Origin of the sequence: Serratia sp. CY43202 (genome assembly GCF_052168755.1) — a bacterium.
GTDB classification, from domain to species: domain Bacteria; phylum Pseudomonadota; class Gammaproteobacteria; order Enterobacterales; family Enterobacteriaceae; genus Serratia; species Serratia bockelmannii.
Map to the genome: position 1 here is coordinate 300,654 of NZ_JBJNMB010000007.1, position 24,717 is coordinate 325,370.

The following is a 24,717-nucleotide window of genomic DNA, read 5'->3' on the forward strand; positions in this document are numbered from 1 at the left end:
ACATCGATCGATAGGTATCCGCCGATAGTTTATTCCTATCAAGAGGGGCCTTATGAATGTTTTAAACGATTTAACATTAAGAATATGCTTAGTCTATATTTCGTCCGGCAATGGATTCATCGGGCTTCATTCCTGACAAGGAGTAGCATCGCTGAATGTACTTTATAAGCGTATTAATTCATCGAGAGTCTAAATATGAAAATCTCTAAACTGTCTGCTGTATTGGCATTGGCTGTAAGCACTGCTGCTATTTCTTCTTTCTCTGCTCAAGCTGCTGACGGGACTATTACTTTCAACGGTAAAGTGACTGACCAAACTTGTACTATCAGCACCCCAGGTGGTAAAGATTTCACCGTAACTCTGCCAACTGTTTCTGCTTCTACTCTGGCAACTCAGAGCGCAACTGCTGGCCGTACCCCGTTCGCGATCAACCTGACCAAATGCTCTAAAGGCCAGGTAGCTACTTATTTCGAACCGGGCGCTACTGTTGATTTCAATACTGGCCGTCTGAACAACCAGGCGCAGACTGATGCTGCAACTAACGTGCAGATCCAGCTTCTGGGCAGCAACAACCAATTCCTGCCTATCCTGGCTGCTGGTGCTAATGGTGCGCAGAATAACTCCCAGTGGGTTACCGTTGCTAACGAAGGCGACTCTGCTGACCTGAACTACTACGCTGAATATTACGCTACCAACGCTGCCGGCGCTGGTGATGTGACTTCTAGCGTTCAGTACACCATCATTTACCAGTAAGTAATATTTCTTTAAGTAATATTCTTATTCGGGTGGGGGAGTTATGCCCCCACCGTTTTCCCTTACCGTAGCGATAAGATAATGAAGAACTCATTTAAAAAATACAGCATATTGCTGAGCGCCATGCTTTTCAGTAGCAGCGTTTTTTCCAGTGTCATTATTAACGGTACTCGTATTATTTATCCGGGAAAGCAACGGGAAGTTACCGTCCAATTATCAAATAATGGTGCTTCACCGGCACTTATTCAGTCTTGGATTGATGAAGGCGACGCAAAAACCACACCAGAAAACAGCAAAGCGCCATTTATCGTTTCACCGCCAATCAGCCGTGTTGAACCGGCTACCGGCCAAGCGCTGCGCGTTTCATTGACCACGGCGAGTTTGCCGCAAGACAAAGAATCCTTGTTTTGGTTGAACGTACTGGAGATCCCGCCAGCACCAACCGGGGCAAACAATGGCGCACCTGAAAACTTTTTACAGGTGGCATTCCGTACCCGCGTAAAACTGCTGTATCGGCCGACCGGTCTGGCGGGAGAAGCGAATGATGCGCCGGAAAAACTGCAGTGGCGCTTCAGCGCTGGGGGCGTCAGCGTGAAAAACCCAACGCCGTACTATGTGTCATTTACCGAGATTAATGCTGTCGTGAACCAAAAACGTGTGCCGTTGGCCCCGCACGGCGACATGCTGGCACCCGGACAGGAAAAGACATTGTCGTTCTCCGGCGACAGCGCGCGCATTGCTGACATTGCCTACACCACTATTAATGATTTTGGCGGACGCGTGTCCCGTACTAAGAATAAGCAAAAGTAACTCTTGGAACAGAGCCTCAGGCCCAGAGCAATTTATTTCAGAGGGCGAGCTTAATTTGGTAAAGGAATGCTTTATATGAAAGAGTTACCTATCTCTGCAGCTGTTAAAATGGCGCTGTCCAATTATAAATCGATTCTGCTGTTAACCGGTAGCGCGCTCTGTCTGGCGGCCCCTGCGACGTCTTGGGCGGAGGGGGTTGCCGATAGCAAAAAGCCGGCAGCACCGGTTGAAGCGACTTTTAACAGCAGCTTCCTGATTGGGGAAGCGCAGGGCGTGGATCTTTCACGCTTCCGTGATGGTAACCCGATCTTGGCGGGAAAATATTCGCTCGACGTGTATGTGAACGGCGAGTGGAAAGGCAAAAAAAGTATCGACTTTAAAAACGTGCCGGGGAAAAACAGCGCCGATACCTGTTTTAGCTTACTGTCGTTGGATGAGTTCGGTGTGGATACCGCCACAATGAGCGGGGATCCTGCCGTTAATACCGAGACGTGCAAAACGCTGACTCAATGGGTACCGGAAGCCTATTACCGCTTGGACACCAGTACGTTGCGCATGGATATCAGCATCCCTCAGGCGGCGCTGCGCCGCAGCGCTCGCGGTTATGTCGATCCGCGCTTCTGGGATCGCGGTATTACCGCCGGCAGCCTGTCGTATAATTTCAATGCGTTCAATACCCACAGCTCTGCCAACGGCAGCAACTCCGATTCAACTAATGCATATTTAACGTTGAATGCCGGGTTAAACGTGGCGGGTTGGCAGCTGCGTCACGATTCCAACGTGAACTGGCGTTCTAACGACAGCACCCATTGGCAAAACACCGCGACTTACGCGCAGCGGGCAATGCCGTCTATCCGCGGCATGCTGACGTTGGGCGACAGTTACACCAGCGGTGATTTCTTCAACTCCATCGGTTTTCGCGGCGTGCAGATCGCCACGGACGATCGCATGCTGCCTGATTCATTGAACGGGTATGCGCCGGTTGTGCGTGGGGTCGCGCAAAGCAACGCCCTGGTGGAAGTACGTCAGAATAACCAGCTGATCTACCAAACTACCGTCGCTCCGGGCGAGTTCATCATCAACGATCTCTACCCTACGGGTTACGGCGGCGATCTGAATGTCACCATTAACGAGGCCGACGGCAGCAAACGCCAGTTCAGCGTTCCCTATGCTTCGGTAGCGCAGATGCTTCGTCCAGGTATTCAGCGTTATGCCATCACTGCGGGTCGAGTACGCGATGATAATTTAAGCAAGGAACCCGACATGTTCCAGGCGACTTATCAGCGCGGTTTTACCAACATTCTTACGGGATACACAGGCGGGATCGTCAGCGATGGCTATGGTGCAGTGCTGGTGGGCAGCGCGGTCGCGACACCGGTTGGCGCATTTGCGCTGGACGTCACGCAGTCCAATACCCGCTTGAAGCAGGGCGACCAATCAGGCCAGAGCTATAAGCTCAGCTATAGCAAGTTGATGACCGAAACCAACACCAACTTCACGATCGCTGCTTATCGCTATTCGACTTCCGGCTACCTCTCTTTGCAGGATGCCGTCTACTCCCGTGACAATGAGCGCAAGGGTTTAAGCGCAGATGCGGTTAACCGCCAGCGTAGCGAATACCAGCTGACGCTGAACCAAGGGCTGGGCGACAATTACGGTTCCTTGTACATCACCGGTTCGGTACGCGACTACTGGAACCGTGGCGGGAGCACCAAGCAGTACCAGGTGGGCTATAACAACTATTATGGTCGCGTGACCTATGGCCTTTCCGCCATGCGCACCTCGGATATGTATAACCGAGATGAGACTCGTTATTACCTGACACTGTCGATTCCATTCAGCGTCGGTTCGCAAACCCTGAGCCTGAACAGTTCACTGGGCTACACCGACAACGGTTACGACAGCAGCCGTGTGGGCATGAATGGTTCAACCGGCGAAGACAACAACATCAGCTATAGCGCTACGTTAGCCAACGATCGTTCAGGCGGCACCAACAGCAGCGTGAGCGGTGAATACCGTAGCCGTTTCGCCACGATGAACGGGTCCTACAGCTATGGTAAAGATTACCGTCAGTCGTCGATCGGTGCATCGGGCAGCGTGGTTGCCCATAGCGGCGGCGTCACGCTGACACCGCAACGCGGACAGACCATGGTGCTGGTGGAAGCGCCAGACGCCGCTGGCGCGATTGTGACCAACTCGCCAGGCGTTCGTATCGATGACAACGGTTATGCTGTGGTTCCTTATGTTGCACCATATCGCATGACGAGCGTAACGCTCGATCCGAGCGGCATGTCACGCGATGTTGAATTGGAAAGCAGCAGCCAACAGGTTGCGCCATATGCCGGCGCGGTTGCCCGGTTGGAATTCAAAACAACGAAAGGCCAGGCATTGATCATTCATGCGCTCGGCCCTGATGGCAACGCGCTGCCGTTTGGCGCTGAAGTGCTGGATACCCGTAATCAGGTGGTCGGCATTGTTGGGCAGGGCAGTCGCATCTACTTGCGTACCGAAGCTAAGAAAGGTTTGTTGCAGATTAAGTGGGGCACACAGCCAACGCAGCAGTGCTCTGTCAGCTATAGCGCCAAGGCGCAAAGCAATAATCCTGACTACGAAATTATTGAAGCGAGTTGCAAATGATAAAGTTTACGCGTGTTCCACCGCTGAATAAAGCGCCAGCGAAATGCCTGATGCTGCTCGGACTGCTGATGGCGGGCGGCCAGAGCGCTTACGCCGCCTGTTACGTTAATAATGGTTACAAGGCGCAGGTGATCAACATGAAGCTTGGGCGCGTGCTGGTTACGCCAAGCAGCCAGGTTGGAGACACCTTGGTCACCGGTCAGTTCGCGATTAACCCGGTCTCCGGTTATGGTCGTTGTTATAACGGCGGTAGCGCGATTGGGCAGATCCTCCAGGGCAGCCGGACGAGCTTCAGCAATGTATGGAGCACCAATATTCCAGGTATCGGGATTCGTTTATACCGTGAAGCGGGGACAATAAGTACTTATTATCCCCACACGTTGGCATTACGGGGTAATACAACCGTCAACCTGAATGGCGGTTACTTTAAGATCGACATTGTGAAAACCGCCGCGCAAACCGGCACCGGCCAACTGGTCCCAGGCAAGTACACGACTTACTATATGGATGGTTCCGGTCAGGGGTTGCCGATGCTGGAATCGATCGTCGATGCCAACAGCCTGACGATCGTGACGTCGACTTGCAACGTGGACAGCGGTTCCAAGAACAAGGTGGTTAATCTGGATACTGTCACTGCAGCCTCGTTTGGCGGCGTAGGTTCAACGCAGGGTGAAAAAGCATTTGATATCAATATCAATTGCGTTGGCGGCGTTGGTGAGGATCTGTTGCCAGGCAGTGCGGGACAAGGGATCGTCAATGTGCGTTTTGACTATACGCAGGATGCTTCCAATGCACCTGGGGTGATCAAATCCGAGCCTGGCGCCAACACAGCATCCGGTGTTGCCGTCCAGCTGTTGACCGGCAATACGACCCAGCCGATCAAAAATGGCGATGCGGTCAATGCCGGACGTACCATTCCCAACCAGGCCAATACCTTAACGCTGCCGCTGAAGGCACGCTACTATCGCACCGGTTCGACGATTAAAGGCGGCAATATCAAGTCGACCGCCACCTTTACCATCGAGTACAACTAAGTCGCGTTCCGACGAAAAAGCCAATGGGTTTTATCCATTGGCTTTTTTGCGTTATCGATTAACGCAGCCCCATCCAGCTGGTGCAAACGCCTTCCGGCGGTTTGCCGGCGTACCAGCGTGGCAGCGTGGGGGCATCATGGTGCGATTCAGCCTGCGTCTCTATCGGCTGTGCCGGCCACTCCGCAACATCCCAGCGGGTGGTACGGCGATACACCGCCGGGGTTTTACCGAACTGTTTCTTGAAGGCGCGTGAGAACGAAGGCTGAGAATCGAAATGGTATTGCAGGGCGATATCCAGGATCGGACGCGGGGTGGAGCGCAGCGCCTGCGCCGCCTGCGACAGGCGCCGCTCGCGGATATAGCTGCCGAGTGCGTGGCCGGTGGTGCTGCGGAACATGCGCTGCAGGTGCCATTTGGAGTAGCCCGACTTGGCGGCGACGTTATCCAGCAGCAGCGGTTGGTCCAGATGAGTTTCAATCCAGTCTAGTAAATCGTGAATGATATTGACGCGATCCATGGTTTTAGTTCTCCCGCAAAAACGACATTCAGGTCACAGTGACTTAGCTTAATTATCCAAGAATATACTTTGATAATAGGCGTGAGTGCGCCGTTACGCAAGGGTAAACCGGGGGTAAAAAGGTGGCCAAAAATGCTCTTTGAACGGCAGGGGGATAAAAGAAAGGCCGCATAAAGCGGCCTTATCAGTAGGAAGCGATGGAAAATCAGTTAGTTTCCGGTTTCACTTCAATGTAGTTCAGACCCAGCACGCTGCTGGTGTAACCGCGGATCTTGTTGGTCATCTCGATATCGCCGTTCAGCTTGTGGCCGTAAGACGGAATGATCTCTTTCAGCTTGCTCTGCCATTCCGGCGTCGCCACTTTGTCTTTGAACACGGTTTCCATCAGATGCAGCATGATCGGCGCAGCGGTAGAAGCGCCCGGCGAAGCACCCAGCAGAGCGGCGATGCTGCCGTCTTCAGAGCTGACGACTTCGGTGCCGAACTGCAGCACGCCGCCTTTATCCGCGTCTTTCTTGATGATCTGTACGCGCTGGCCTGCGGTCCACAGCTTCCAGTCTGCCTGCTTGGCGTCCGGGAAGTACTCTTTCAACGCGGCGAAGCGATCGTCGTCGTTCATCATCAGCTGGCCGACCAGGTATTTCACCAGATCGAAGTTATCCAGACCGACGTGGGTCATCGGCATCAGGTTCGAGGTGCTCAGCGAGTGCATCAGATCGAACAGCGAACCGTTCTTCAGGAACTTGCTGGAGAAGGTGGCGAACGGCCCGAACAGCAGCACGCGCTTGCCGTCCAGCATGCGGGTATCCAGGTGCGGCACGGACATCGGCGGCGAACCTACGCTGGCCAGGCCATACACTTTGGCCAGGTGCTGGTTGGCGATCTCCGGATTGGTGGTGACCAGGAACTGGCCGCCGACCGGGAAGCCGCCGTAGCCGTCGGCTTCTGGGATGCCGGATTTCTGCAGCAGGGTCAGGGACGCGCCGCCTGCGCCGATGAACACGAACTTGGCGTTAACGGTGGTTTCTTTACCGTCGCGGTTCAGATCGGCAACGGTCACGCTCCAGGTTTGGTCGGCGTTGCGCTTAATGTCGCGCACTTCGTGGCTCAGGTTCAGCTTGAACTTGTCGCTGGCGCTCAGCGCGTCAACCAACTGGTGGGTGATCACGCCGAAGTTGACGTCGGTACCCAGCGGCATGCGGGTCGCGGCGATTTTCTGCGCCGGATCGCGGCCGTTCATCACCAGCGGCGCCCACTGCTTGATTTGCGCAGGGTCTTCGGAATATTCCATGCCGCGGAACAGGGTGCTGTGCTGCAGCGCCGCGTAGCGTTTACGCAGGAAGTTGACGTTGTCGTCACCCCACACGAAGCTCATGTGCGGCACGCTGTTAATGAAGGATTTCGGATCTTTCAGGACAGCGTTTTTCACCTGATAAGACCAGAATTGGCGAGAGATTTCGAAAGACTCGTTGACCTTCACCGCCTTGCTGATGTCGATGGTGCCATCGGCTTTTTCCGGCGTGTAGTTCATTTCGCTAAAGGCGGAGTGGCCGGTACCGGCGTTGTTCCAGCCGTTGGAGCTCTCTTCCGCCACGCCGTTCATGCGCTCGTACATGTCGATGGTCCAGGTCGGCTCCAGCTCATGCAGATAGGTACCCAAAGTGGCGCTCATGATGCCGCCGCCGATCAACACCACGTCGACGGTTTTATTCTTCTCTTCAGCCGCCGCCTGCTGCGTAACGCTAAACAGGCTGAGACTGAAAATCAGGACGAGTAATTTTCTCATTGAATTAAATCTCTTGTGTGTAAATTCTACTCATTGCAGGTGAAAGAATTTAGCGGGAGTTACCCTGGAAAATAATGAAGCCGACCGCCCGGCGTGAGCCGATAGGCAGCGATAATGCCTTTTTGTTAATAGGGTATTTAACGAAAAGTGAACTATTGCAGGCCGTCCGGATGCAAATTGATCGGTTCACGTTACTGGCGGGGTATTATTGTTTGCGAGAATGTTAAAAACTACTTTTGTAACTAAAAAAAATGAATATAAGCAAAAATAGGGCGGTTGCTGTCGCAGGAATAAACAGAGAGGGAAGAAAGGCCGTATAACCGCGTTATTTTAAGGGGTTAATTGTCACGCAATTAAACGTTATTTCGTTATCACACAATAATTGCGGTTAAATTGCAAATACCTATCGGTAACCAATCATAAATGGCCGCCGTTGCGAGCGGCCATCGTTCAGCTGGCGGTTACTTGATGCCCATCGCATCGCGCATGGTGAAGAACAGATCGGTCTGATCGGTCAATCCCACCACGTTGGCGGCGTGCGGGCCGTAGGCCGCGACGCGCAACTGAGTGCCGGTATGCCCCTGCGACTCTTCTTCCGAGTTGCCGTAGCTGAGGGTCATCGGTGCGCCGTCTTTGGTGGTCAGTATCTGGGTCAGGCCCGGCGCTTTGGCGTTGGCGGCGACGATCTGGCTGGAGTGCGCGTGGTCGGCGGTGACGATCACCAGCGTGTTGCCGTCGGCGCGGGCGAAGGCCAGCGCTTTTTGCACCGCTTCGTCCAGATCGACGGTTTCGCCAATCTGCCCGCACGGATTGGCGGCGTGATCCTGCTTATCGATCGACGCCCCCTCGACCTGCAGGAAGAAGCCGTTCGGGTTGTCTTTCAGCAGCGCGATCGCTTTGTCGGTCATCGCCGCCAGCGTTGGCGTGGCCGCGGTGCGCGCCGGGTTGTTTTCGCAGGTTACCGCCGGCTTGTCGAGGTTGCCGTGATAGCTGGCTTTCGGCCCCAGCCAGCGCACCGGCATGTTGCCGTCGGCGAACAGGCCCAGCAGCGGTTTTTGCTGATTGGCCAGGGTAACGGCCTGCAGTTCATCTGCGTTGCTCACCCACTGATAACCCTGTGCCGCCGCCTGGTCCTTCAGCGATTTTCCTTGCCATTCGCCGCTTTTCGCCAGCTGGTTGAAGGACTTCGCACCGCCTCCCAGCGTGACGTCGGCACGGGTTTTCAGCAGTTGCTCGGTGATCGAGCCGCGGCCGCCGTTTTCCAGCGCGTTAGCGGCACATTTCTCGCTGGTTTCTTCCGGGCCGTAGCATTTGCGCGAGGTGACGTGCGACACCAGCGCCGCCGGCGTGGCGTCCTGCAGTTCGGCGGTGGAGACGTTGCCGGTGGCCTTGCCGGCCGCCTTGGCGATCTCCAGCAGCGTTGGCTGGTCTTTGCCGTTCACGTCCACGCCGAGCGCACCGTTATAGGTTTTCACCCCGGTGGCCCAGGCGGTGGCCGAGGCGGCGGAGTCGGTCACGTAATCCGGCTTGTGGGTTTTCTTGTCCAGCGAGTAGTGGGTGTATTGCCCGGTCAGCGGCAGGGCGTCGATGCCCTTGAAGTAACCGCCTGCGCCTTCAGCGTAGTTACGCGCGGCGGTGATCTCGGAATCCCCCATGCCGTCGCCGATCAGCAGGATCACGTTTTTCACCGTTTTGTCCGACAGCGACGCCTTCAGCGCGGCGGTCTGATCGCCGGCCAGGCGACGGGCGCCGCCCGGCTCGGTTAGGGTGCCGCGCGCGGCGCGCTCGGTCAGGCCATCGGCATTGGCCGAGGTTTCCGCCGCGATGGCGGAGGAACAGAGCAGGGCGGACAGCACGGCGCCGGCGATCAGGGATACAGCAGGTTGCATGGGTAAGCTCCTTGTCGTAATACAACAATGTAAATAACATCAAATTGTTACGAAAGGAGAGTAGAGCAGGGGGATGACAATTTTATGACAATGAAAGACGGGACGGCCCGGCGGCCATCCCGTGTGACGATCAGGCCGCGCGCGCCGGGATAGCGAGCCCACGCTGCACCGCCGGCCGCGCTAAACCGCGCTCCAGCCACTGCGCGACGCGCGGGAAGCTGTCGAACTCCACCAGATCGCGCGCCTCATAGAAGCCGATCAGGTTGCGCACCCAGCCCAGCAGCGAGATATCGGCGATGGTGTAGTCTGCGCCCATGATCCAGTCACGGCCCTCCAGGCGCGTTTCCAACACACCAAGCAGGCGTTTCGATTCGTTTTTGTAACGCTCCAGCGGCCGCTTGTCTTCATATTCGCGCCCGGCGAATTTATGGAAGAAACCGAGCTGGCCGAACATCGGGCCGACGGCGGCCATCTGGAAGAACACCCACTGAATGGTTTCATAACGTTGGGCTGGATCCTGCGGCAGGAAGCGGCCGCTCTTTTCCGCCAGGTAGAGCAGAATGGCGCCGGATTCGAACAGCGGCAGCGGCCGGCCGCCGGGGCCGTCGGGATCGATGATCGCCGGGATCTTGCCGTTCGGATTCAGCGCCAGGAATTCCGGCGTCCAGGTTTCGTTGTTGCCGATGTCGATTAGGTGCGCTTCATAAGGCAGGCCGATCTCTTCCAGCATGATGGAGACTTTGACGCCGTTCGGCGTCGGCAGAGAGTAGAGCTGCAGCCATTCCGGATGCTGAGCCGGCCAGCGTTTGACGATCGGGAATTGGGTGGAATCGAGCATGGAAACTCCTCGGGTTGGCGGGGTCGCTTAAGCGTACCCCTAGAGTATTGCAGTAAAACTACCCTGTCGCCGGGTTACACCGTGAGGTCAAAATGTGCGGCCAGCGCTTTTTTACCGGCGGGGGTCAGCTGCAGCTCGCGGCTGTCGAGCCGGCGAAGGAGCCAGCCGCGTTGGATAAAGGCGGCCAACAGCGCGGCGCCCAGCGCGCCGCCGAGGTGAGATCGGCGCTCGCTCCAGTCCAGACAGCCGCAGGCGAAACGGCGGCGAGTGGGCGCGGGGGAGCAATCGACGCCCAGCCGCGTCAGCGCGGCCTGACCGGCGTCGCTTAATCGGTAGTCTTCTTCACCGGTCAGCCAGTTCAGCGCATGCAGCCGATCGTGCAGCTTCACCGCCACCTCGCCCGCCATATGGTCGTAGCAGGTGCGGGCATATTGCAGCGTGGTGGGCGTGCTGCTTTTCACCGACGGGCGCGGTACGCCCGCCAGCGCCATCAAGCCTTCCAGCGCGTCGGCCACCGGCTGACCGGCCAGCCGGAAATAGCGGTAGCGCCCCTGTTTGACGCAGGCGATCAGCCGCTGCTCCAGCAGTTTCGCCAGATGCGCGCTGGCGGTGGACGGGGCGACCTCGACCGCCGCGCTGAGCTCGGTGGCGGTGTAGGCGCGCCCGTCCATCAACAGGCACAGCATGCGCGCCCGGGTGCGGTCGGCGATGGCGGCGCTCAGCGCCGCTAAACGATCTTCAATGTCGATGTTATGCATACTTCGAGGTTAGACGAAGTATGGCTGCGCGTCCATCGTTAGTCTGTGGTTATCGCACTCTGGTGCTGTGCGTCCGTGTCCGCTTGATATTGATGAGCGGGCGTTGGAATCGGTGCGGTGGCGCCATTCTTACCATGCGTGCGTACCGGAATTTTACCGTGAGAGGAGACGATAATGATCGCCGTGATTTTTGAACTGCAGGCTGCCGACGGGCAGCGCGATACCTATCTGGCGCTGGCGGCGGAGCTGAAGCCGCTGTTGGCGCAGATCGACGGATTCATTTCCATCGAGCGCTTTCAAAGCCTGGCCGATCCCGCGCGCCTGCTGTCGCTCTCTTTCTGGCGCGACGAGGCGGCGGTGCAGCAGTGGCGCAATCTCGAGCAGCATCGCGCGGCACAGGCGCGCGGCCGTGGCGAGGTGCTGGCGCAGTATCGGCTGCGGGTGGCGGAGGTGGTGCGGGATTACGGGCTGGAGAGACGCGACCAGGCGCCGCAGGATAGCCGTTGCTATCACCGCACCTGAAAAAAGCCCGCTGACGGCGGGCTTTCACCCGCTTATTTCGCTTCGCTGCCCACCTTCATCGCCCCGGCGTAGCGGGCGCCCATTCCCCAGGCGGCGCCGTGGTCGCGGGCGATCTGCAATACGCCCCCCGCCGTGGCCTTGCGGCTCCAGTCCTGCTGCCATTCCAGCATCAACGCCACCCAGTTGATAGGGGTGGCGCCTGCCTGTATCAGGCGCTGCATGGCGTTGTTTTGACTATCTGGCGTAATGTCGCCGGTGACGTCCGACAATATGTAGACCTCATACCCCTCGCCCAGAGCGGACAGCGCCGGCAGCATCACGCAGCTGGCGGTCCACAGCCCGCCGATGATGATTTTCTTGCGGCCGGATTGTTTGATCAGATCCACCACGCGCCGATCCTGCCAGACGTTGATGGCGGTGCGATCGTACACCTGCAGATCCGGGCGTGCCTGCGTCACCTGCTGGAATACCGGCCCGGCGAAGCTTTTGGCGTTGGCCGAGGCCAGAATGGTCGGCACGTTGAACACCTTGGCGGCCTTGGCGATGCCGGCGGCATTATTCACCAGGTTGGTTTGATCGATAGAGGAAATGGTCATGCCGAACATGTCCTGCAGATCGACCAGCAGCAACAGGCTGTTGTCGGCGGTCAGCGGTTGCACATAACCCGCCTGGCGGCTATCGGCGGCGGGGGACTGCGCCAGCGCGGCGACGGGAGCGGTGGCGGCGCTCAGGCCGAGCATCAGGGCGATTAGGGTCTTTTTCATTATTAACTCCATGATTATCAGTAGATTAAATTCACGTCCCACTCAGGGAAGCGGTTGAATGAAGTCTACTGATATTTATTTGGTTAATAATCTATGGTTTATTGAATTAATAATTAACCTGAAGGATATAATATGGACGTGCTACTGACGATGCGCGCCTTTCGCCGCGTGGTTGAGCGCAACAGTTTCTATAAGGCGGCGGAGGATCTGGCGATCACGCCGGCGGCATTGAGCAAGCAGATTAAGCAGTTGGAAAGTCGGTTGGGGACGCTGTTGCTGGTGCGCACCACCCGCAGCATGAGCCTGACCGAAGCCGGGCAGCTCTATTACCAGGAAGCCTGCCGGTTGCTTGGCGAGTTCGACGCGCTGGAGCAGACAGTTGCCGCCAGCGCGCAGCAGGTCTCCGGCACGCTGCGGGTCAATGCGCCGCTCTCGTTCGGCCTGACGGTGCTGTCGCCGCTGCTGCCGCCGTTTATGCAACGTTACCCGCAGCTGCAGGTGGAACTGACGCTGGACGACAGGGTATTGGACGTAGTGGCGGCCGGTTTCGATATTTCCTTGCGCATTCGCCGACGGCTGCCGGATTCTTCCCTCAGCGCCCGGGCGCTGGGTGACGTGCACCAGCGAATTTGCGCCGCGCCCGGCTATTTGGCGCAGCACGGCGTGCCGCAAACGCCTAATGAATTGCCGCGGCACAGCTGTCTGGCCTATTCCCTGGCAGAAAAGCCGGGGCAGTGGCAGTTCACCGCCGGCGAGGAGAGCCTGAGCGTGACGTTCACTCCCCGGCTGATCGCCAACAACAGCCTGATGCTGCGGGATATGCTGGTGGCGGGACTGGGCATCGGTTCGCTGCCGTCGTTTGTGGCGGATCCCGAGATCGCCGCCGGCAGACTGGTGCGGCTGTTCCCTGAACAAATTGCCGACGTGCATCAGGTCTTCGCGGTTTACCCGACGCGCCGGCATGTGCAGCAGAAAGTGAGTTTATTCACCGAGTTTGTGCGAGAACAGGGATTGATGACGGCGAATTGACAACGGTGCACGGTTGTCATATTCATTAGCTATGAAAAAATCCTACCGCCCATTCGCGCAAATTATTATCACCCTTCTCCAGAGGGTGGGATAGCGCGTGTGTCGCCAATAAAAACCCGCCGGCAGGCGGGTTTTTTTATCCCCTTCCGGCAACGACCGGAGAACGTCATGCAAACCTACCCTGCAGTTTTACACCTGATGTGCGGCAAGGCCGGCGCAGGCAAATCGACGCTGGCGCAGAGTTTGGCGCAGCAACCGCAAACGCTGTTGCTGAGCGAAGATGCGTGGCTGGCGACGCTGTATGAACAGGAGATGGCCAGTCTGCAAGACTACGCGCGCTGTTCCGACCGGTTGCGGCGGGCGCTGGGCGGGCACCTCGTTCAGCTGCTGCGCGGCGGTTGGTCCGTGGCGCTCGATTTTCCGATGAATACGCCGGACAGGCGGCGCTGGGCCAAAGCCTTGGCGGAGGAGGCCGGCGTCGCACACTGCCTGCACTTTCTCGATGTCAGCCATGCGCAGTGCCTGAGCCGGATAACGCTGAGAAATGCGCGCGGCGAGCACCCGTTTGCCCTGAGCGAAGCGGAGTTTGAGCGCCTGGCGCAGTACTTTGTTCCCCCGGCGGAAGAGGAAGGGATGACCGTCTTGCGTTATGGCGAACGGGACTGAAAACCGGCGCCATGACGGCGCCGGCAACAGGGTTAGGCCTCGGCGTTAAACGCGTTGTGGAAGGTGACCTCCGCGCACGGCAGCGCGCCCTGGAAGGCGATGGCGCGGAAGTAGTCTTGCGGCACGCCCGGCAGGGTCAGCGCGGTCTGTGCCTGAAAGCCGAAACGGCCGTAATAGTTCGGATCGCCCAGCACCACGCAGCCTGCGGCGTGCCGTTCTTGCAGTTCGGCCAATAGCTGGCGGATCAGCCGGCTGCCGATCCCCTGGCTCTGACAGGCCGGCAGCACCGACACCGGCGCCAGCCCGTACCACCCGGCGGCGCCATTGCTGAGTACGACCGGCGAGACGGACGCGTGCCCGATCGTTGTGCCATTGTACTCGGCGACCAGCGACAGGGTAAGGGCTCCCGCCGCGCGCAGCGCGTTGACGATAAACTGCTCGGTGTGGCTGCTGTGTTCGGCATGCAGGAACGCAGCGGCGGTCAGGGTGGCGATGGCGCCGACGTCGGTCGGCGTTTCGTGGCGTAACGTGATGTTCATGGTTGTATCCTGATTAAATAAGGCTGTGCCGACCGGGCTGCCCGGCCGGTATCGATGATTAACGGTTATCCAGCTGCGCACGCACGGCCTTGAGCCCGGCAAAGGTGACGCGATAAGGGCGCCCCTGGCGAGAGAGGATCAGGCGTTTGGTTTTGAGCTTGGTGAAGACGGCCAGCGAGCAGTCGGCCAGGCCGAGCCCTTCGCGGGTGTAGCATTCGACGTGGGTGACGCGACCGGCGTCGTTGCGGGTGAAGGCGATATAGCCGCCTTTGGCCAACACGTGCAGCACGCGTTGTTCCGCTTTGGAAATGTTCATGTTGGGAGATCCTGTAATAACCCCAGATACGCGCATCCCCGCGCAAACGCGCGTCGGATACGTCAGAGTCCCTCGCCATACGGCAAGGAAGCGACTATCGGGTGGTTACAATCTCCAACATACAGGCCTCGGGCAGTGAAAAACGCCAGGGCGGCGTTTAAGCGCAGTTAATGTAGCCAATGGCCGGTTGGCTGTCAATTTGCCGGCAGCGCGGGCCGCCGGCGAAAGGCCAATTAGAAAGGCTTGGTTGGCAGGTATTTGCCGTCCAGGGTGATCACCGCGCGTTCGCCGCCGTCCGGATCGGCGACCTTCTTGATATCCAGCTTGAAGTTGATGGCGCTGATGATGCCGTCGCCAAACTGCTCGTGCACCAGCGCTTTCAGCGTGGAACCGTAAACCTGCAGCATTTCATAGAAGCGATAAATGGTCGGATCGGTTGGCACGCCGCCGGGAATGCTGCCGCGCAGCGGGATGGTTTGCAGCAGCAGCACCGCTTCTTCGTCCAGCCCCAGCTTGGCCGCTACCGTGCGCGCCGCCGGTTCCGGCAGCGCATGCTGCCCCAGCAGGGCGGCGGTGACAAACGCCAGGCTGAGACCGGTGCCCTCGGCCAGCGCTTCGAACGTCAGATTATGGCGGATCTTGGCGGCCATGATGGTGTCGGTGAGCGCTTCGCGCGGGGCGGTGTTGTGCAGAGAGTGTGTCATGTTGACTCCTTTTGTGGGCTTAAAAACGGGCGATCGCCGGGGTGGCGGTCACCTCGGGATGGGTGGCGAGCGGCACGAAGCGGCGGGTTTCGCCGTCCAGCGCCTCGATAGCGCCGCTGGCGATGTCATAGACCCAGCCGTGCAGCGCCAGGCGGCCCTGATCCAGCGCCAGGGCGACGGAAGGGTGCGTTTTGATGTTGTTGAGCTGGGCGATGACGTTTTCGCGCACCATCGATGCGACCCGGGCTGCGTCGGAGGCGTGCGGATAAGCCTGGTTGACCGCCTTGGCGGAATCGGCGTAACGCAGCCAGCCGGCGACCGTCGGCAGGTGATCCAGACACTGGCAGGTGGCGATGGCGGTCATCGCGCCGCAGTCGGAATGGCCGCAGATCACGATGTCTTCTACGCCCAGCGCAGCGACGGCGTACTCGACCGAGGCGGTCACCCCGCCGGGTTCGGGGCCAAAAGAAGGCACGATGTTACCGGCGTTGCGGATCACGAACAGATCGCCCGGCTCGCGCTGGGTGACCAGCTCCGGCACCAGGCGGCTGTCGGAACATGAGATAAACAGGGTGCGCGGGTTTTGGCGGGTCGCCAACTGCTGAAACAGCGCCGTGCGTTCAACAAAGGCTTCGCGCTGGAACTTCAGGAAGCCTTCAATCACCTCTTTCATCCGTTTCTCCATTGGGTGTCGTTATGCGATGGCGGCATGATGAACGCTTCTGGCTATAGGGTCTAAGACCCATTTATAATGCTGGCTATAGGTTTTACTAATAGCTGGGGCGCTATGCTGCTGCGACACATCCGTTATTTTCTGGCCGTTGCCGAACAGGGCAACTTCACCCGCGCCGCCGAAGCGTTGCACGTCTCGCAACCGACGTTGTCCCAGCAGATCAAGCAGTTGGAAGACGCACTGGGAGCGCCGTTGTTCGATCGCAGTGGCAGAGCCGTGCGCCTGACCGACGCCGGTGAGGCGTGGATGCGCTATGCGCGGCTGGCGCTGCAGGATTTGGACGCCGGCGCGCGGGCGATCCATGACGTGGCGACGCTGGCGCGCGGCCATTTGCGGCTGGCGATGACGCCAACCTTCACCGCCTATCTGGTGGGGCCGACGATCGATGCGTTCTACCGCCGCTACCCGGGGATTACCCTGAGCATTGAGGAGATGGCGCAAGAGCGGATCGAGGCGCTGCTGGCGCAGGATCGGCTGGACCTGGGGATCGCCTTCGAGATGGCGCAGTCGGCGGAGGTAGAAGCCACGCCGTTGTTCAGCGAGACGCTGGAGCTGATGGTCGGCGCCGATCATCCCCTGGCGGCGCATCGCCGTCCGCTGAGGCTGGCGGAGTGGCAACATCTGCCGCTGGCTTTGCTGAGTGGCGACTTCGCCACGCGGCAGTTTATCGATCGTTACTGCACACAGTTGGGATTTCGGCCGCAGGTGGCGGTGGAGGCCAATGCGCTGGGCGCTATCGTCGAGATCGTGCGGCGCGGGCAGCTCGCCACGCTGCTGCCGGCCGCCATTGCGCGCGAGAACCGGCAGTTGAAAAAAGTGGCGTTGGCCAACGCCATGCCGATGCGGCAGGCGGTATGGCTGCAGCGCAAAGGCGCTTACCGCAGCGCCGCCGCGCAGGCGTTTATCGCCGTTTTGCAGCAACAGGGCGTTACGCCAACGCACTCCAGCGCTGCGTCATCCCCAGCAGATGGACCAGTCCGAAGCCGAGGCAAATCAGCGAGCTGACGACGATGAAGCGTTGGCTGCGGCCGGTATCGCGCAGGGCGAAGGGGCCGGCGACGCCGCGCAACAGGTAGATGAAGGTAATGATAAACAGCGCGGGCCGCAGCAGTGGCAGCGGCGCGATCAGGCCCGCGCCGGAAAGCGCATACAGCGCCCAAATAAACAGCATCAGCGCGATACCGGCGGTGACGACGGCCGGGAACTTTTTACCCGCTTCCGCCGCCTTAATGAAGCGATCGCCGGCGCCGCACAGCCGATAGCCGCGCGGCCCGGCGGCGATCACCCCAATATGCAACAGGGCGGCGATGGTGCTCAGCGCGGCGCCGATCAGCAGCGCGGTGTTATAGAGGTGTGGCATGGTAAGGCTTCCCTGTCAGAAACGTGATTGGCATGAAGCGTAGACCAGAAAAGACGAATTAACCGAACGCAACAGGGAAGAGGAGCAAGTGATGAGAGTGGCGACAGGCATGCTGAGCGTATTGGCGCTGTGGAGCGGGTTGGCGATGGCGCAATCTGCAGCGCTGACGCTGCCGCGGGAGGATGGTTCGAGTATTCATTACTATCTGGACGCTGCGGTGCCCGGGCAATCGTCGGCGGCGCTGTTGGTGATCCTGCAAGGTTCGGATTGCAACAGCGTGCGGCATATCCGCCTGGTCACGCCGATGCGGCAGGTGTTACCCGCCGCAGACCTGCTGACGGTGGAGAAATACGGCATCGACGACACCTTGCCGTACCGCGAAGAGGTGCCGCGGCAGGATTGCCCGGACGCTTTCGTGCAGCATGATACGCCGCAGCGGCGGGTGAGCGATGTCACCCAGGTGCTGCAGGCGGTGAGTGCGCGCAACGGCTATCAAAAGGTCGCGGTGCTGGGGGGCAGCGAAGGGGCGGTGATCGCCAATCTGGTGACGGCCTCCTCGGGCCTGGTTGACGCCACCCTGGCGTTCAGCGGCGGCGGACGCTGGTTTATTGATGATGTGCGCCACAGCGTGGCCGACGCGCCAAAAGAAGAGAAAGCCGGGCTGAACGCATTTTTACAGCAGGTGCTGACGGCGCCGCCGTTCCCCCTGAACGCCAGCGATCATGGCTATGCCTGGTGGCATGGCATGCTGAACATCGATCAGCTTGCCACCCTACGCAGCATCAAGACGCCGGTGCTGATCGTGCAGGGTGACCAGGATCGCGCCGTTTCGCCGGGGGCGGTCGGGAAAATGATCGCCGAGCTGCGGGCCGACGGCAAAACGAATATCACTTACCTGAATTATCCGGCTTTAGACCATGTGATGCGGCGCGAAAATGGCGAGAGTGAAATGACGCGGGTGGTGGCGGATATGCGCGCGTGGCTGGAGAAGCAACTGCGCTGAGCGTCGGTATTAGGACAAACTATGTAATAATTGACGCGAGTTTCTTTGGACTGAGTGATCTGCTGCTCAATTGAACACAATGTTATTTAATCAGGGCTTCCGTCGTGTATTTTTTTAACCGCAAACCTGAAAATGAAATACCCTAAGAAAATTCCAGCTATGGAGGTCGCAACCCACAGATACTTAAAACTATCGTCGGAATAAAACATGAACCAGACAATGGCTAACAGCGAGAGGGCCACAACGCCGCACCCAATGCCCTGAATAATTCTGGATAAAGCCGCCAGCATAAAGTTCTTCATACGTTAACCTTTGCAAAAAAGTACTGACAAATTTGGTTGAATTTCTTTCGATCTCTTTCCCAAACCGAGACGGCATCCTCGAATGGTCGGACTTTGTTTTCTAACAGAAAGTACAGCAGATCGAGGTTTCCCAGGCGTCTGAGTTGATCATACATCCGTGAGTTTCTTGCCCTCAAGTCGCGTGATGTATAGACAGAGCGCGATATGCTTGCCCCAGCGGTGAGAATTGAGCCAACGGCAACACCGGAGACAAGCCGTGGGATGATTTGTTTAGAGAATATATATCCCATGTTTGCGGTGGCTAACTGATTAAAGGCGAATTTGCCGATGAGTTTGCCTGATGTTCTTATGGTCATGTCCTTAACATCTTCAAACTTGACCTTACTGGCGAAGTTTTCGATGAAGATATGAGCCACTTTCTCGATGCTTGCTTTATTGGCCAGGCCTGACTTGATGAGTCTGATAAATCGCTCTTTATCTTGCGAGTTTAACCATCTGTTTTCAGTATTAATATAATCGTAGCCCAGGTAGTAGAAATCGACCGGTACGCTGATAAAACCTTGTGCAAACCCGCGCACTAAATTGCTGTCAATGTTTACGGCATCCGCCATGTCGTTGGCTATCTGCTTTGCGCTTTTCATAGAAATCCTTTTCAATATGAACCGCCGAATCTAGCAGACTTTTTGTACGCAAGCCAATGCCCACCGGCAAACGGCACCAGCCTGACGCTCAAAATGTCACCGAAACTTCCCGCGATCTCTGCACCCCGTTGTGGCATAATGCGCGCCAAATCACATTCCCTATGTATAAAGAGCGAGCGCTGTGTTAAGCACTAACAACATCACCATGCAGTTCGGCAGTAAGCCGTTGTTTGAAAACATCTCTGTTAAATTCGGCGGCGGCAACCGTTACGGCCTGATCGGCGCCAACGGCTGCGGCAAGTCCACCTTTATGAAAATCCTCGGCGGCGATCTGGTGCCGAGCGGCGGCAACGTGTTCCTCGATCCGAACGAGCGCCTGGGTAAACTGCGTCAGGATCAGTTCGCCTTCGAGCAGTACAGCGTGCTGGACACCGTGATCATGGGTCACACCGAACTGTGGGCGGTGAAGGAAGAGCGCGACCGCATCTACGCATTGGCGGAGATGAGCGAAGAAGACGGCTATAAAGTAGCCGACCTGGAAGTGGCCTACGGCGAAATGGACGGTTATACCGCCGAAGCGCGTGCCGGCGAACTGCTGCTTGGCGTGGGCATTCCGGTGGAACAGCACTATGGCCCGATGAGCGAAATCGCGCCGGGCTTCAAGCTGCGCGTGTTGCTGGCGCAGGCGCTGTTCTCCGATCCGGAAATCCTGTTGCTCGACGAACCAACCAACAACCTGGACATCGACACCATTCGTTGGCTGGAGCAGGTGCTGAACGAACGCAACAGCACCATGATCATCATCTCGCACGACCGTCACTTCCTGAACATGGTCTGCACCCACATGGCGGATCTGGACTACGGCGAGCTGCGCGTCTACCCGGGCAACTACGACGAATACATGACCGCCGCCACCCAGGCGCGTGAGCGTCTGATGGCGGACAACGCCAAGAAGAAAGCGCAGATCAGCGAGCTGCAATCGTTCGTCAGCCGCTTTAGCGCCAACGCCTCCAAATCCAAGCAGGCCACGTCGCGCGCCCGCCAGATTGACAAGATCCAGCTGGAAGAGGTGAAAGCCTCCAGCCGCCAGAACCCGTTCATCCGTTTCGAGCAGGACAAAAAGCTGTTCCGTAACGCATTGGAAGTGGAAGCGCTCACCAAGGGCTTCGACGAAGGCCCGCTGTTCAACAAGCTGAACCTGATGGTGGAAGTGGGCGAGAAGGTCGCGGTGCTGGGTGCCAACGGCATCGGTAAAACCACCCTGCTGAAAACGCTGGTGGGCGACGCGCAGCCGGACAGCGGCACCGTGAAGTGGTCGGAAAATGCCCGTATCGGTTATTACGCGCAGGATCACGAATACGAGTTCGACGACACCCTGACCGTGTTCGACTGGATGAGCCAGTGGAAGCAGGAAAAAGACGACGAGCAGGCGGTGCGCAGTGTGCTGGGCCGTTTGCTGTTCAGCCAGGACGACATCAAGAAGCGCGTGAAGGTGCTATCCGGTGGTGAGAAGGGCCGCATGCTGTTCGGCAAGCTGATGATGCAGCGCCCGAATATTCTGGTGATGGACGAACCGACCAACCACCTGGATATGGAATCCATCGAATCGCTGAACATGGCGCTGGAGATGTACGAAGGCACGCTGATCTTCGTCTCCCACGACCGTGAGTTCGTCAGCTCGCTGGCGACCCGGATTCTGGAAATCACCCCGAACAAGGTGATCGACTTTACCGGCAACTACGAAGACTATCTGCGCAGCCAGGGCATCGTGTAACCCTCGCGGTAACGCATCAGGGCGGGAATTATCCCGCCCTTTTTTTATCCGTCACGCCCCGCCGCACACCTCGCAGTGCGGATCCTTCGGCAGCTTCATCTCGCGGAACTGCATGCTCATCGCATCGAACATCAACAGCTTGCCGCGCAGCGGCTGACCATAGTCGGCCAACAGCTTGATGGCTTCCATCGCCTGCAGAGTGCCGATGGTGCCGACCAGCGGCGCCATCACGCCTGCTTCGACGCAGGTGAGGGCGCTGTCGCCGAACAGCCGGCTCAGGCAGCGGTAGCAGGGCTCGCCCGGCTGATAGGTGAACACGCTGAGCTGGCCCTCCATGCGGATCGCCGCACCGGAAACCAGCGGCTTGCGCTGCGCGTGGCACAGGCGGTTCAGGGCATCGCGCGCCGCCACGTTGTCGGTGCAGTCCAGCACCAGATCGCAGGCGGCGATCTCTGCCGCAACCGCGTCATCTTCCAGACGGCCGTCGATGGCATCGATGCGGATATGCGGATTGATGGCGCTCAGTTCCCGCCCGGCGGAGGCGACTTTGCTCTGGCCGATGCGATCGTCGCGGTGCAGGATCTGGCGCTGCAGGTTGGAGAGCGAGACGGTGTCGAAATCCACCAGCACCAGATGGCCGACGCCGGCCGCCGCCAGATATGGCGCAGCGGCGCAGCCCAGCCCGCCCAGTCCGGCGATCAGCACGCGGGCGGCCTTCAGCTTCTCCTGGCCGTCGAAGTCAAAGCCGCGCAGCACGATCTGGCGGTTGTAGCGCAGCGCTTCGGCGTCGGTCAATTCCGGCAGCATGTTTAGCTCCTCAGCAGGGAATTGAACGGCTCGATCTCCACCGTTTCGCCTACCGCCACCGAACCGCGTTCGCGCTCCAGCACGATGAAACAGTTGCCCTGGCTGTAGGAGCTGAAGACGTGCGAGCCCTGGTGGCCGGTAGTGCTGACCTCCAGTTCACCCGCGGCGTTGCTGCTGAATACCCCGCGCTGGAAATCGAGGCGGCCCGGCGATTTCTTCAGCGGGGTTAGCGCGCGCGCGCGCAGGCGCGGCGGCAGGCGCCAATCGCTGTGGCCGGCCAGTTTCGCCAGCAGCGGTTGCACCAGTTGGTAGAAGGTCAGGGCGGCGGAAACCGGGTTGCCCGGCAGGCCGCAGAACCAGGCGTGGCCCAGTTTGCCGAAGGCGAACGGTTTGCCGGGTTTGATCGCCAGCTTCCAGAAGCTGACCTGGCCCAGTTCGTCGAGCATCTGTTTGGTGTAGTCGGCCTCGCCGACCGAGACGCCGCCGCTGCTGATCACTACGTCGGCCTGGCTGTCCGCCTGTGTGAAGGCGGCGCGCAGCGCATCGCGATCGTCGCGGATAATGCCGAGATCGAGCACTTCACAGCCCATCTGCTCCAGCATCAGGCGCACCGCGAAGCGGTTGGTATCATAGATTTGGCCCGCCTGCAGCGGCTGGCCGACCGGCTGCAGTTCGTCGCCGGTGGAGAACACCGCGACCTTCAGCTTACGCATTACCTGCACTTCGGCGACGCCGAGCGAAGCCAGCAGCGGCAGCTGCGCGGCGCCCAGCTTCACGCCGGCTGGCAACACGCTCGCGCCTTGGCGAATGTCTTCACCCGCCAAACGGATATTCTGGCCGGCTTCAACCGGTGCGGTAAAACGCACGCCCTGGTCGCTCACTTCGGCCTGCTCCTGCATGACCACCGCGTCCGCTCCGGCCGGGATCGGAGCGCCGGTCATGATGCGCACGCAGCTGTTGGCCGGCCATTGGCCGTCGAACGGCGCGCCGGCGAAGGCTTTCCCGGCGACCGGCAGCGGCGCATTGGCCGCCAGATCGGCGAGGCGCACCGCATAGCCGTCCATCGCCGAGTTGGCGAACGGCGGCACGTCGAGCGGCGAGACCACCGGGGCGGCGGTGATGCGGCCGGCGGCGGCGGTCAGGGCGACGGATTCGGTTTGCTGCAGCGGGGCGATCTGCCCGAGCATTTTTTCCAGCGCTTGCTCCAGGGAGATGAGATCGGAAGTATGGCAATGATCCATAAAGGGAACTCCGTAATCAGGGTGCGCTAAAATAGCGACAAAGTGCGGGTATTATGGCAGAGAACGCCGGGGGGGAGAACGGGTTATGCTTGCCATCTTTCGTACTGTGGCGCCGGGGCGAACGGGTATAAACTGCGCAAAACAGAGGAGAATCATGATGCATAAACAGGTGATCGAGTTCTGGTTCGACGAAATCGAACCGGTGATGTGGTTTAAAAAGGACGACGATTTCGATCGTCTGTTGCACAGCCGTTTCGGCGAAATCTGGCGGGCGGCGGCGGCGGGGGAGCTGGCGCACTGGCGCGACACCATCGAGGGGCGCTTGGCGGAGGTGATCGTGCTCGATCAGTTCAGCCGCAATCTGTTCCGCGGCACGCCGCAGTCCTTCGCCTGCGACGGCATGGCGCTGATCCTGGCGCAGGAGGCGATCCGCAGCGGCGAGTGCGAACGGCTGAGCCGCGAGCAGCGCGGCTTCCTTTATCTGCCGTTCATGCATTCGGAATCGCCGTTGATCCACCAACAGGCGCTGGTGCTGTATACCGAGCTCAATAACGGCGATCAGCTGGAATTCGAGCTGCGGCATAAGGCGATCATCGATCGTTTCGGCCGCTACCCGCATCGCAATGCGATATTGGGGCGCACCAGCACGCCGGAAGAAGAGGCCTTTTTGCAGCAACCGGGGTCTGGGTTCTGACAATTTACCCCAGCGTGCAGTCGGCGGCGAATAGCCGACTGCGCGATATTATGCCAGGCGCGTTAACACCGTATGGAAATATAAGGCCATACGCTCTCTCTGCATATAAGGCCCCTTCATTCCGGTTTCTGGCCTTTTATGACCGAAGAAACATTTACGGAGAAAAGATTAGACGCGCCAGGCTCAATGGTGAATGTTTTGACATCTGGATCGGTCTGGTTGACGGGGGTAAAAAATACGATGGAGCCTTCGCGGCCGGGCGTTGTATCAGTAAAAAAACTTTCGTCATTTGGCAAAACTATCTTAAGTTTGGTTACAAAAATTTCGCTGCCATCATCAGCATTAAAAAAACGGATGCGTGATGGTTTTTCATTTTTTTTCATTTAATTACCCTCAGTTATCATAGATCTCGTCGGCTGGCTGAAGGTCAGGTTTTGCAAAGCCTTGCCGAATGCAATACGCCTCGATTTTTCCTTCAGCTTATATAAAACCGGCCAAGGGGGAAAGCGTTGACGAAGGGATATTAAAAATTGCATGGCCCTGTATAGGTCCGGCGAATTACCCAAAATCGCAGCGCCTTTCCGGCGAAAAGATGAATTT

General features: G+C 58.5%; 27 protein-coding genes. 11 read left to right on the plus strand and 16 right to left on the minus strand.

Annotated elements, in window-relative coordinates:
- The first annotated feature begins 195 nt into the window (after positions 1 to 195).
- The 4 genes from ACJ8J5_RS16850 to ACJ8J5_RS16865 all read left to right on the plus strand — a co-directional run bounded on the left by ACJ8J5_RS16850 (position 196) and on the right by ACJ8J5_RS16865 (position 5,234).
- A complete protein-coding gene (locus ACJ8J5_RS16850; RefSeq protein ID WP_041034152.1) occupies positions 196 to 753 on the plus strand; it encodes a fimbrial protein in 558 nt (185 codons plus the stop codon).
- Positions 754 to 834: 81 nt separating this feature from the next.
- Positions 835 to 1,563 carry a fimbrial biogenesis chaperone gene (locus tag ACJ8J5_RS16855; RefSeq protein WP_147822979.1) on the plus strand — a complete coding sequence of 243 codons (729 nt, stop codon included), beginning with the start codon at positions 835 to 837 and terminating at the stop codon, positions 1,561 to 1,563.
- 75 nt (positions 1,564 to 1,638) lie between these two features.
- Positions 1,639 to 4,200 carry a fimbria/pilus outer membrane usher protein gene (locus tag ACJ8J5_RS16860; protein ID WP_025302115.1) on the plus strand — a complete coding sequence of 854 codons (2,562 nt, stop codon included), beginning with the start codon at positions 1,639 to 1,641 and terminating at the stop codon, positions 4,198 to 4,200.
- Positions 4,197 to 5,234 carry a fimbrial protein gene (locus ACJ8J5_RS16865; RefSeq protein WP_025302116.1) on the plus strand — a complete coding sequence of 346 codons (1,038 nt, stop codon included), beginning with the start codon at positions 4,197 to 4,199 and terminating at the stop codon, positions 5,232 to 5,234. The genes ACJ8J5_RS16860 and ACJ8J5_RS16865 overlap by 4 nt, the downstream gene beginning before the upstream one ends.
- 58 nt (positions 5,235 to 5,292) lie before the next feature.
- On the opposite strand, the gene ACJ8J5_RS16870 is transcribed toward ACJ8J5_RS16865, so the two are convergent.
- The 5 genes from ACJ8J5_RS16870 to ACJ8J5_RS16890 all read right to left on the minus strand — a co-directional run bounded on the left by ACJ8J5_RS16870 (position 5,293) and on the right by ACJ8J5_RS16890 (position 11,022).
- Positions 5,293 to 5,751 carry a helix-turn-helix domain-containing protein gene (locus tag ACJ8J5_RS16870; protein ID WP_173889022.1) on the minus strand — a complete coding sequence of 153 codons (459 nt, stop codon included), beginning with the start codon at positions 5,749 to 5,751 and terminating at the stop codon, positions 5,293 to 5,295.
- A gap of 205 nt (positions 5,752 to 5,956) precedes the next feature.
- Positions 5,957 to 7,537, minus strand: a complete 1,581-nt coding sequence (gene mqo, locus ACJ8J5_RS16875) for a malate dehydrogenase (quinone) (RefSeq protein WP_049203423.1) — start codon at positions 7,535 to 7,537, stop codon at positions 5,957 to 5,959.
- A 461-nt stretch (positions 7,538 to 7,998) separates the two neighbouring features.
- Positions 7,999 to 9,426: an alkaline phosphatase gene (gene phoA / locus ACJ8J5_RS16880; protein WP_060432724.1), complete on the minus strand. Its 1,428-nt coding sequence runs from the start codon at positions 9,424 to 9,426 to the stop codon at positions 7,999 to 8,001.
- Positions 9,427 to 9,556: 130 nt separating this feature from the next.
- Positions 9,557 to 10,264 carry a glutathione S-transferase N-terminal domain-containing protein gene (locus ACJ8J5_RS16885; RefSeq protein ID WP_025302120.1) on the minus strand — a complete coding sequence of 236 codons (708 nt, stop codon included), beginning with the start codon at positions 10,262 to 10,264 and terminating at the stop codon, positions 9,557 to 9,559.
- Positions 10,265 to 10,338: 74 nt separating this feature from the next.
- On the minus strand, positions 10,339 to 11,022 hold the full coding sequence (locus ACJ8J5_RS16890; protein WP_197780686.1) for an ArsR/SmtB family transcription factor: 684 nt from the start codon (positions 11,020 to 11,022) through the stop codon (positions 10,339 to 10,341).
- Between the two features lie 174 nt (positions 11,023 to 11,196).
- Between ACJ8J5_RS16890 and ACJ8J5_RS16895 the strand changes: the two genes are divergently transcribed.
- Positions 11,197 to 11,544, plus strand: a complete 348-nt coding sequence (locus ACJ8J5_RS16895) for an antibiotic biosynthesis monooxygenase family protein (protein ID WP_025302122.1) — start codon at positions 11,197 to 11,199, stop codon at positions 11,542 to 11,544.
- Positions 11,545 to 11,576: 32 nt separating this feature from the next.
- Here the strand turns inward: ACJ8J5_RS16895 and ACJ8J5_RS16900 are convergent, their stop codons facing one another.
- Positions 11,577 to 12,308: an isochorismatase family protein gene (locus ACJ8J5_RS16900; protein ID WP_060447548.1), complete on the minus strand. Its 732-nt coding sequence runs from the start codon at positions 12,306 to 12,308 to the stop codon at positions 11,577 to 11,579.
- 132 nt (positions 12,309 to 12,440) lie between these two features.
- Here ACJ8J5_RS16900 and ACJ8J5_RS16905 point away from each other — a divergent pair, with 132 nt between their 5' ends.
- Together ACJ8J5_RS16905 and ACJ8J5_RS16910 are read left to right on the plus strand one after the other, a co-directional pair.
- Complete coding sequence (locus tag ACJ8J5_RS16905) at positions 12,441 to 13,337, plus strand: LysR family transcriptional regulator (protein WP_049295265.1); 897 nt, start codon at positions 12,441 to 12,443, stop codon at positions 13,335 to 13,337.
- Between the two features lie 168 nt (positions 13,338 to 13,505).
- Complete coding sequence (locus ACJ8J5_RS16910) at positions 13,506 to 14,003, plus strand: AAA family ATPase (RefSeq protein ID WP_049295266.1); 498 nt, start codon at positions 13,506 to 13,508, stop codon at positions 14,001 to 14,003.
- A 32-nt stretch (positions 14,004 to 14,035) separates the two neighbouring features.
- On the opposite strand, the gene ACJ8J5_RS16915 is transcribed toward ACJ8J5_RS16910, so the two are convergent.
- From ACJ8J5_RS16915 to ACJ8J5_RS16930, 4 genes are all read right to left on the minus strand, one after another.
- The gene (locus tag ACJ8J5_RS16915) at positions 14,036 to 14,542 is read right to left on the minus strand and encodes a GNAT family N-acetyltransferase (RefSeq protein ID WP_414104865.1); all 507 of its coding nucleotides are present in this window, start codon (positions 14,540 to 14,542) and stop codon (positions 14,036 to 14,038) included.
- A gap of 58 nt (positions 14,543 to 14,600) precedes the next feature.
- Positions 14,601 to 14,858, minus strand: coding sequence for a YjhX family toxin (locus ACJ8J5_RS16920; protein WP_004939031.1), 258 nt, complete (start codon positions 14,856 to 14,858; stop codon positions 14,601 to 14,603).
- A 233-nt stretch (positions 14,859 to 15,091) separates the two neighbouring features.
- The gene (gene cynS / locus ACJ8J5_RS16925) at positions 15,092 to 15,562 is read right to left on the minus strand and encodes a cyanase (protein ID WP_049208879.1); all 471 of its coding nucleotides are present in this window, start codon (positions 15,560 to 15,562) and stop codon (positions 15,092 to 15,094) included.
- Positions 15,563 to 15,581: 19 nt separating this feature from the next.
- On the minus strand, positions 15,582 to 16,235 hold the full coding sequence (locus ACJ8J5_RS16930; protein WP_049203432.1) for a carbonic anhydrase: 654 nt from the start codon (positions 16,233 to 16,235) through the stop codon (positions 15,582 to 15,584).
- Between the two features lie 114 nt (positions 16,236 to 16,349).
- Here ACJ8J5_RS16930 and cynR point away from each other — a divergent pair, with 114 nt between their 5' ends.
- Positions 16,350 to 17,300, plus strand: a complete 951-nt coding sequence (cynR, locus tag ACJ8J5_RS16935; RefSeq protein ID WP_414104864.1) for a transcriptional regulator CynR — start codon at positions 16,350 to 16,352, stop codon at positions 17,298 to 17,300.
- Here the strand turns inward: cynR and ACJ8J5_RS16940 are convergent.
- A complete protein-coding gene (locus ACJ8J5_RS16940; RefSeq protein WP_202669192.1) occupies positions 17,224 to 17,655 on the minus strand; it encodes a hypothetical protein in 432 nt (143 codons plus the stop codon). The genes cynR and ACJ8J5_RS16940 overlap by 77 nt on opposite strands.
- Positions 17,656 to 17,746: 91 nt before the next feature.
- Here ACJ8J5_RS16940 and ACJ8J5_RS16945 point away from each other — a divergent pair, with 91 nt between their 5' ends.
- A complete protein-coding gene (locus ACJ8J5_RS16945) occupies positions 17,747 to 18,658 on the plus strand; it encodes an alpha/beta hydrolase family protein (protein ID WP_072269809.1) in 912 nt (303 codons plus the stop codon).
- A gap of 86 nt (positions 18,659 to 18,744) precedes the next feature.
- On the opposite strand, the gene ACJ8J5_RS16950 is transcribed toward ACJ8J5_RS16945, so the two are convergent.
- Together ACJ8J5_RS16950 and ACJ8J5_RS16955 are read right to left on the minus strand one after the other, a co-directional pair.
- Positions 18,745 to 18,960, minus strand: coding sequence for a hypothetical protein (locus tag ACJ8J5_RS16950; RefSeq protein WP_025302132.1), 216 nt, complete (start codon positions 18,958 to 18,960; stop codon positions 18,745 to 18,747).
- Positions 18,957 to 19,601 (minus strand): hypothetical protein, encoded by a 645-nt coding sequence (locus tag ACJ8J5_RS16955; protein ID WP_414104862.1) that lies wholly within the window; start codon positions 19,599 to 19,601, stop codon positions 18,957 to 18,959. Before ACJ8J5_RS16955 ends, ACJ8J5_RS16950 begins: the two co-directional genes overlap by 4 nt.
- 181 nt (positions 19,602 to 19,782) lie before the next feature.
- On the opposite strand from ACJ8J5_RS16955, the gene ACJ8J5_RS16960 reads away from it, so the two are divergent.
- Positions 19,783 to 21,375 carry an ABC-F family ATPase gene (locus tag ACJ8J5_RS16960; RefSeq protein ID WP_025302134.1) on the plus strand — a complete coding sequence of 531 codons (1,593 nt, stop codon included), beginning with the start codon at positions 19,783 to 19,785 and terminating at the stop codon, positions 21,373 to 21,375.
- Positions 21,376 to 21,426: 51 nt separating this feature from the next.
- Here the strand turns inward: ACJ8J5_RS16960 and moeB are convergent, their stop codons facing one another.
- Positions 21,427 to 22,182: a molybdopterin-synthase adenylyltransferase MoeB gene (moeB, locus tag ACJ8J5_RS16965; RefSeq protein ID WP_414104861.1), complete on the minus strand. Its 756-nt coding sequence runs from the start codon at positions 22,180 to 22,182 to the stop codon at positions 21,427 to 21,429.
- Positions 22,183 to 22,184: 2 nt separating this feature from the next.
- Positions 22,185 to 23,423 carry a molybdopterin molybdotransferase MoeA gene (gene moeA, locus ACJ8J5_RS16970; RefSeq protein ID WP_414104860.1) on the minus strand — a complete coding sequence of 413 codons (1,239 nt, stop codon included), beginning with the start codon at positions 23,421 to 23,423 and terminating at the stop codon, positions 22,185 to 22,187.
- A gap of 157 nt (positions 23,424 to 23,580) precedes the next feature.
- Between moeA and ACJ8J5_RS16975 the strand changes: the two genes are divergently transcribed.
- A complete protein-coding gene (locus ACJ8J5_RS16975) occupies positions 23,581 to 24,117 on the plus strand; it encodes a DUF924 family protein (RefSeq protein WP_038880951.1) in 537 nt (178 codons plus the stop codon).
- Positions 24,118 to 24,233: 116 nt separating this feature from the next.
- Here the strand turns inward: ACJ8J5_RS16975 and ACJ8J5_RS16980 are convergent, their stop codons facing one another.
- Complete coding sequence (locus ACJ8J5_RS16980) at positions 24,234 to 24,500, minus strand: hypothetical protein (RefSeq protein ID WP_173889037.1); 267 nt, start codon at positions 24,498 to 24,500, stop codon at positions 24,234 to 24,236.
- Positions 24,501 to 24,717 lie beyond the last annotated feature (217 nt).

Bases quoted from the DNA above. Each gene is read 5' to 3' on its own strand.
- ACJ8J5_RS16850 (WP_041034152.1), top strand. From the start codon at position 196: ATGAAAATCTCTAAACTGTCTGCTGTATTGGCATTGGCTGTAAGCACT.
- ACJ8J5_RS16855 (WP_147822979.1), top strand. From the start codon at position 835: ATGAAGAACTCATTTAAAAAATACAGCATATTGCTGAGCGCCATGCTT.
- ACJ8J5_RS16860 (WP_025302115.1), top strand. From the start codon at position 1,639: ATGAAAGAGTTACCTATCTCTGCAGCTGTTAAAATGGCGCTGTCCAAT.
- ACJ8J5_RS16865 (WP_025302116.1), top strand. From the start codon at position 4,197: ATGATAAAGTTTACGCGTGTTCCACCGCTGAATAAAGCGCCAGCGAAA.
- ACJ8J5_RS16870 (WP_173889022.1), bottom strand. From the start codon at position 5,751: ATGGATCGCGTCAATATCATTCACGATTTACTAGACTGGATTGAAACT.
- mqo (WP_049203423.1), bottom strand. From the start codon at position 7,537: ATGAGAAAATTACTCGTCCTGATTTTCAGTCTCAGCCTGTTTAGCGTT.
- phoA (WP_060432724.1), bottom strand. From the start codon at position 9,426: ATGCAACCTGCTGTATCCCTGATCGCCGGCGCCGTGCTGTCCGCCCTG.
- ACJ8J5_RS16885 (WP_025302120.1), bottom strand. From the start codon at position 10,264: ATGCTCGATTCCACCCAATTCCCGATCGTCAAACGCTGGCCGGCTCAG.
- ACJ8J5_RS16890 (WP_197780686.1), bottom strand. From the start codon at position 11,022: ATGCATAACATCGACATTGAAGATCGTTTAGCGGCGCTGAGCGCCGCC.
- ACJ8J5_RS16895 (WP_025302122.1), top strand. From the start codon at position 11,197: ATGATCGCCGTGATTTTTGAACTGCAGGCTGCCGACGGGCAGCGCGAT.
- ACJ8J5_RS16900 (WP_060447548.1), bottom strand. From the start codon at position 12,308: ATGAAAAAGACCCTAATCGCCCTGATGCTCGGCCTGAGCGCCGCCACC.
- ACJ8J5_RS16905 (WP_049295265.1), top strand. From the start codon at position 12,441: ATGGACGTGCTACTGACGATGCGCGCCTTTCGCCGCGTGGTTGAGCGC.
- ACJ8J5_RS16910 (WP_049295266.1), top strand. From the start codon at position 13,506: ATGCAAACCTACCCTGCAGTTTTACACCTGATGTGCGGCAAGGCCGGC.
- ACJ8J5_RS16915 (WP_414104865.1), bottom strand. From the start codon at position 14,542: ATGAACATCACGTTACGCCACGAAACGCCGACCGACGTCGGCGCCATC.
- ACJ8J5_RS16920 (WP_004939031.1), bottom strand. From the start codon at position 14,858: ATGAACATTTCCAAAGCGGAACAACGCGTGCTGCACGTGTTGGCCAAA.
- cynS (WP_049208879.1), bottom strand. From the start codon at position 15,562: ATGACACACTCTCTGCACAACACCGCCCCGCGCGAAGCGCTCACCGAC.
- ACJ8J5_RS16930 (WP_049203432.1), bottom strand. From the start codon at position 16,235: ATGAAAGAGGTGATTGAAGGCTTCCTGAAGTTCCAGCGCGAAGCCTTT.
- cynR (WP_414104864.1), top strand. From the start codon at position 16,350: ATGCTGCTGCGACACATCCGTTATTTTCTGGCCGTTGCCGAACAGGGC.
- ACJ8J5_RS16940 (WP_202669192.1), bottom strand. From the start codon at position 17,655: ATGCCACACCTCTATAACACCGCGCTGCTGATCGGCGCCGCGCTGAGC.
- ACJ8J5_RS16945 (WP_072269809.1), top strand. From the start codon at position 17,747: ATGAGAGTGGCGACAGGCATGCTGAGCGTATTGGCGCTGTGGAGCGGG.
- ACJ8J5_RS16950 (WP_025302132.1), bottom strand. From the start codon at position 18,960: ATGAAGAACTTTATGCTGGCGGCTTTATCCAGAATTATTCAGGGCATT.
- ACJ8J5_RS16955 (WP_414104862.1), bottom strand. From the start codon at position 19,601: ATGAAAAGCGCAAAGCAGATAGCCAACGACATGGCGGATGCCGTAAAC.
- moeB (WP_414104861.1), bottom strand. From the start codon at position 22,182: ATGCTGCCGGAATTGACCGACGCCGAAGCGCTGCGCTACAACCGCCAG.
- moeA (WP_414104860.1), bottom strand. From the start codon at position 23,423: ATGGATCATTGCCATACTTCCGATCTCATCTCCCTGGAGCAAGCGCTG.
- ACJ8J5_RS16975 (WP_038880951.1), top strand. From the start codon at position 23,581: ATGCATAAACAGGTGATCGAGTTCTGGTTCGACGAAATCGAACCGGTG.
- ACJ8J5_RS16980 (WP_173889037.1), bottom strand. From the start codon at position 24,500: ATGAAAAAAAATGAAAAACCATCACGCATCCGTTTTTTTAATGCTGAT.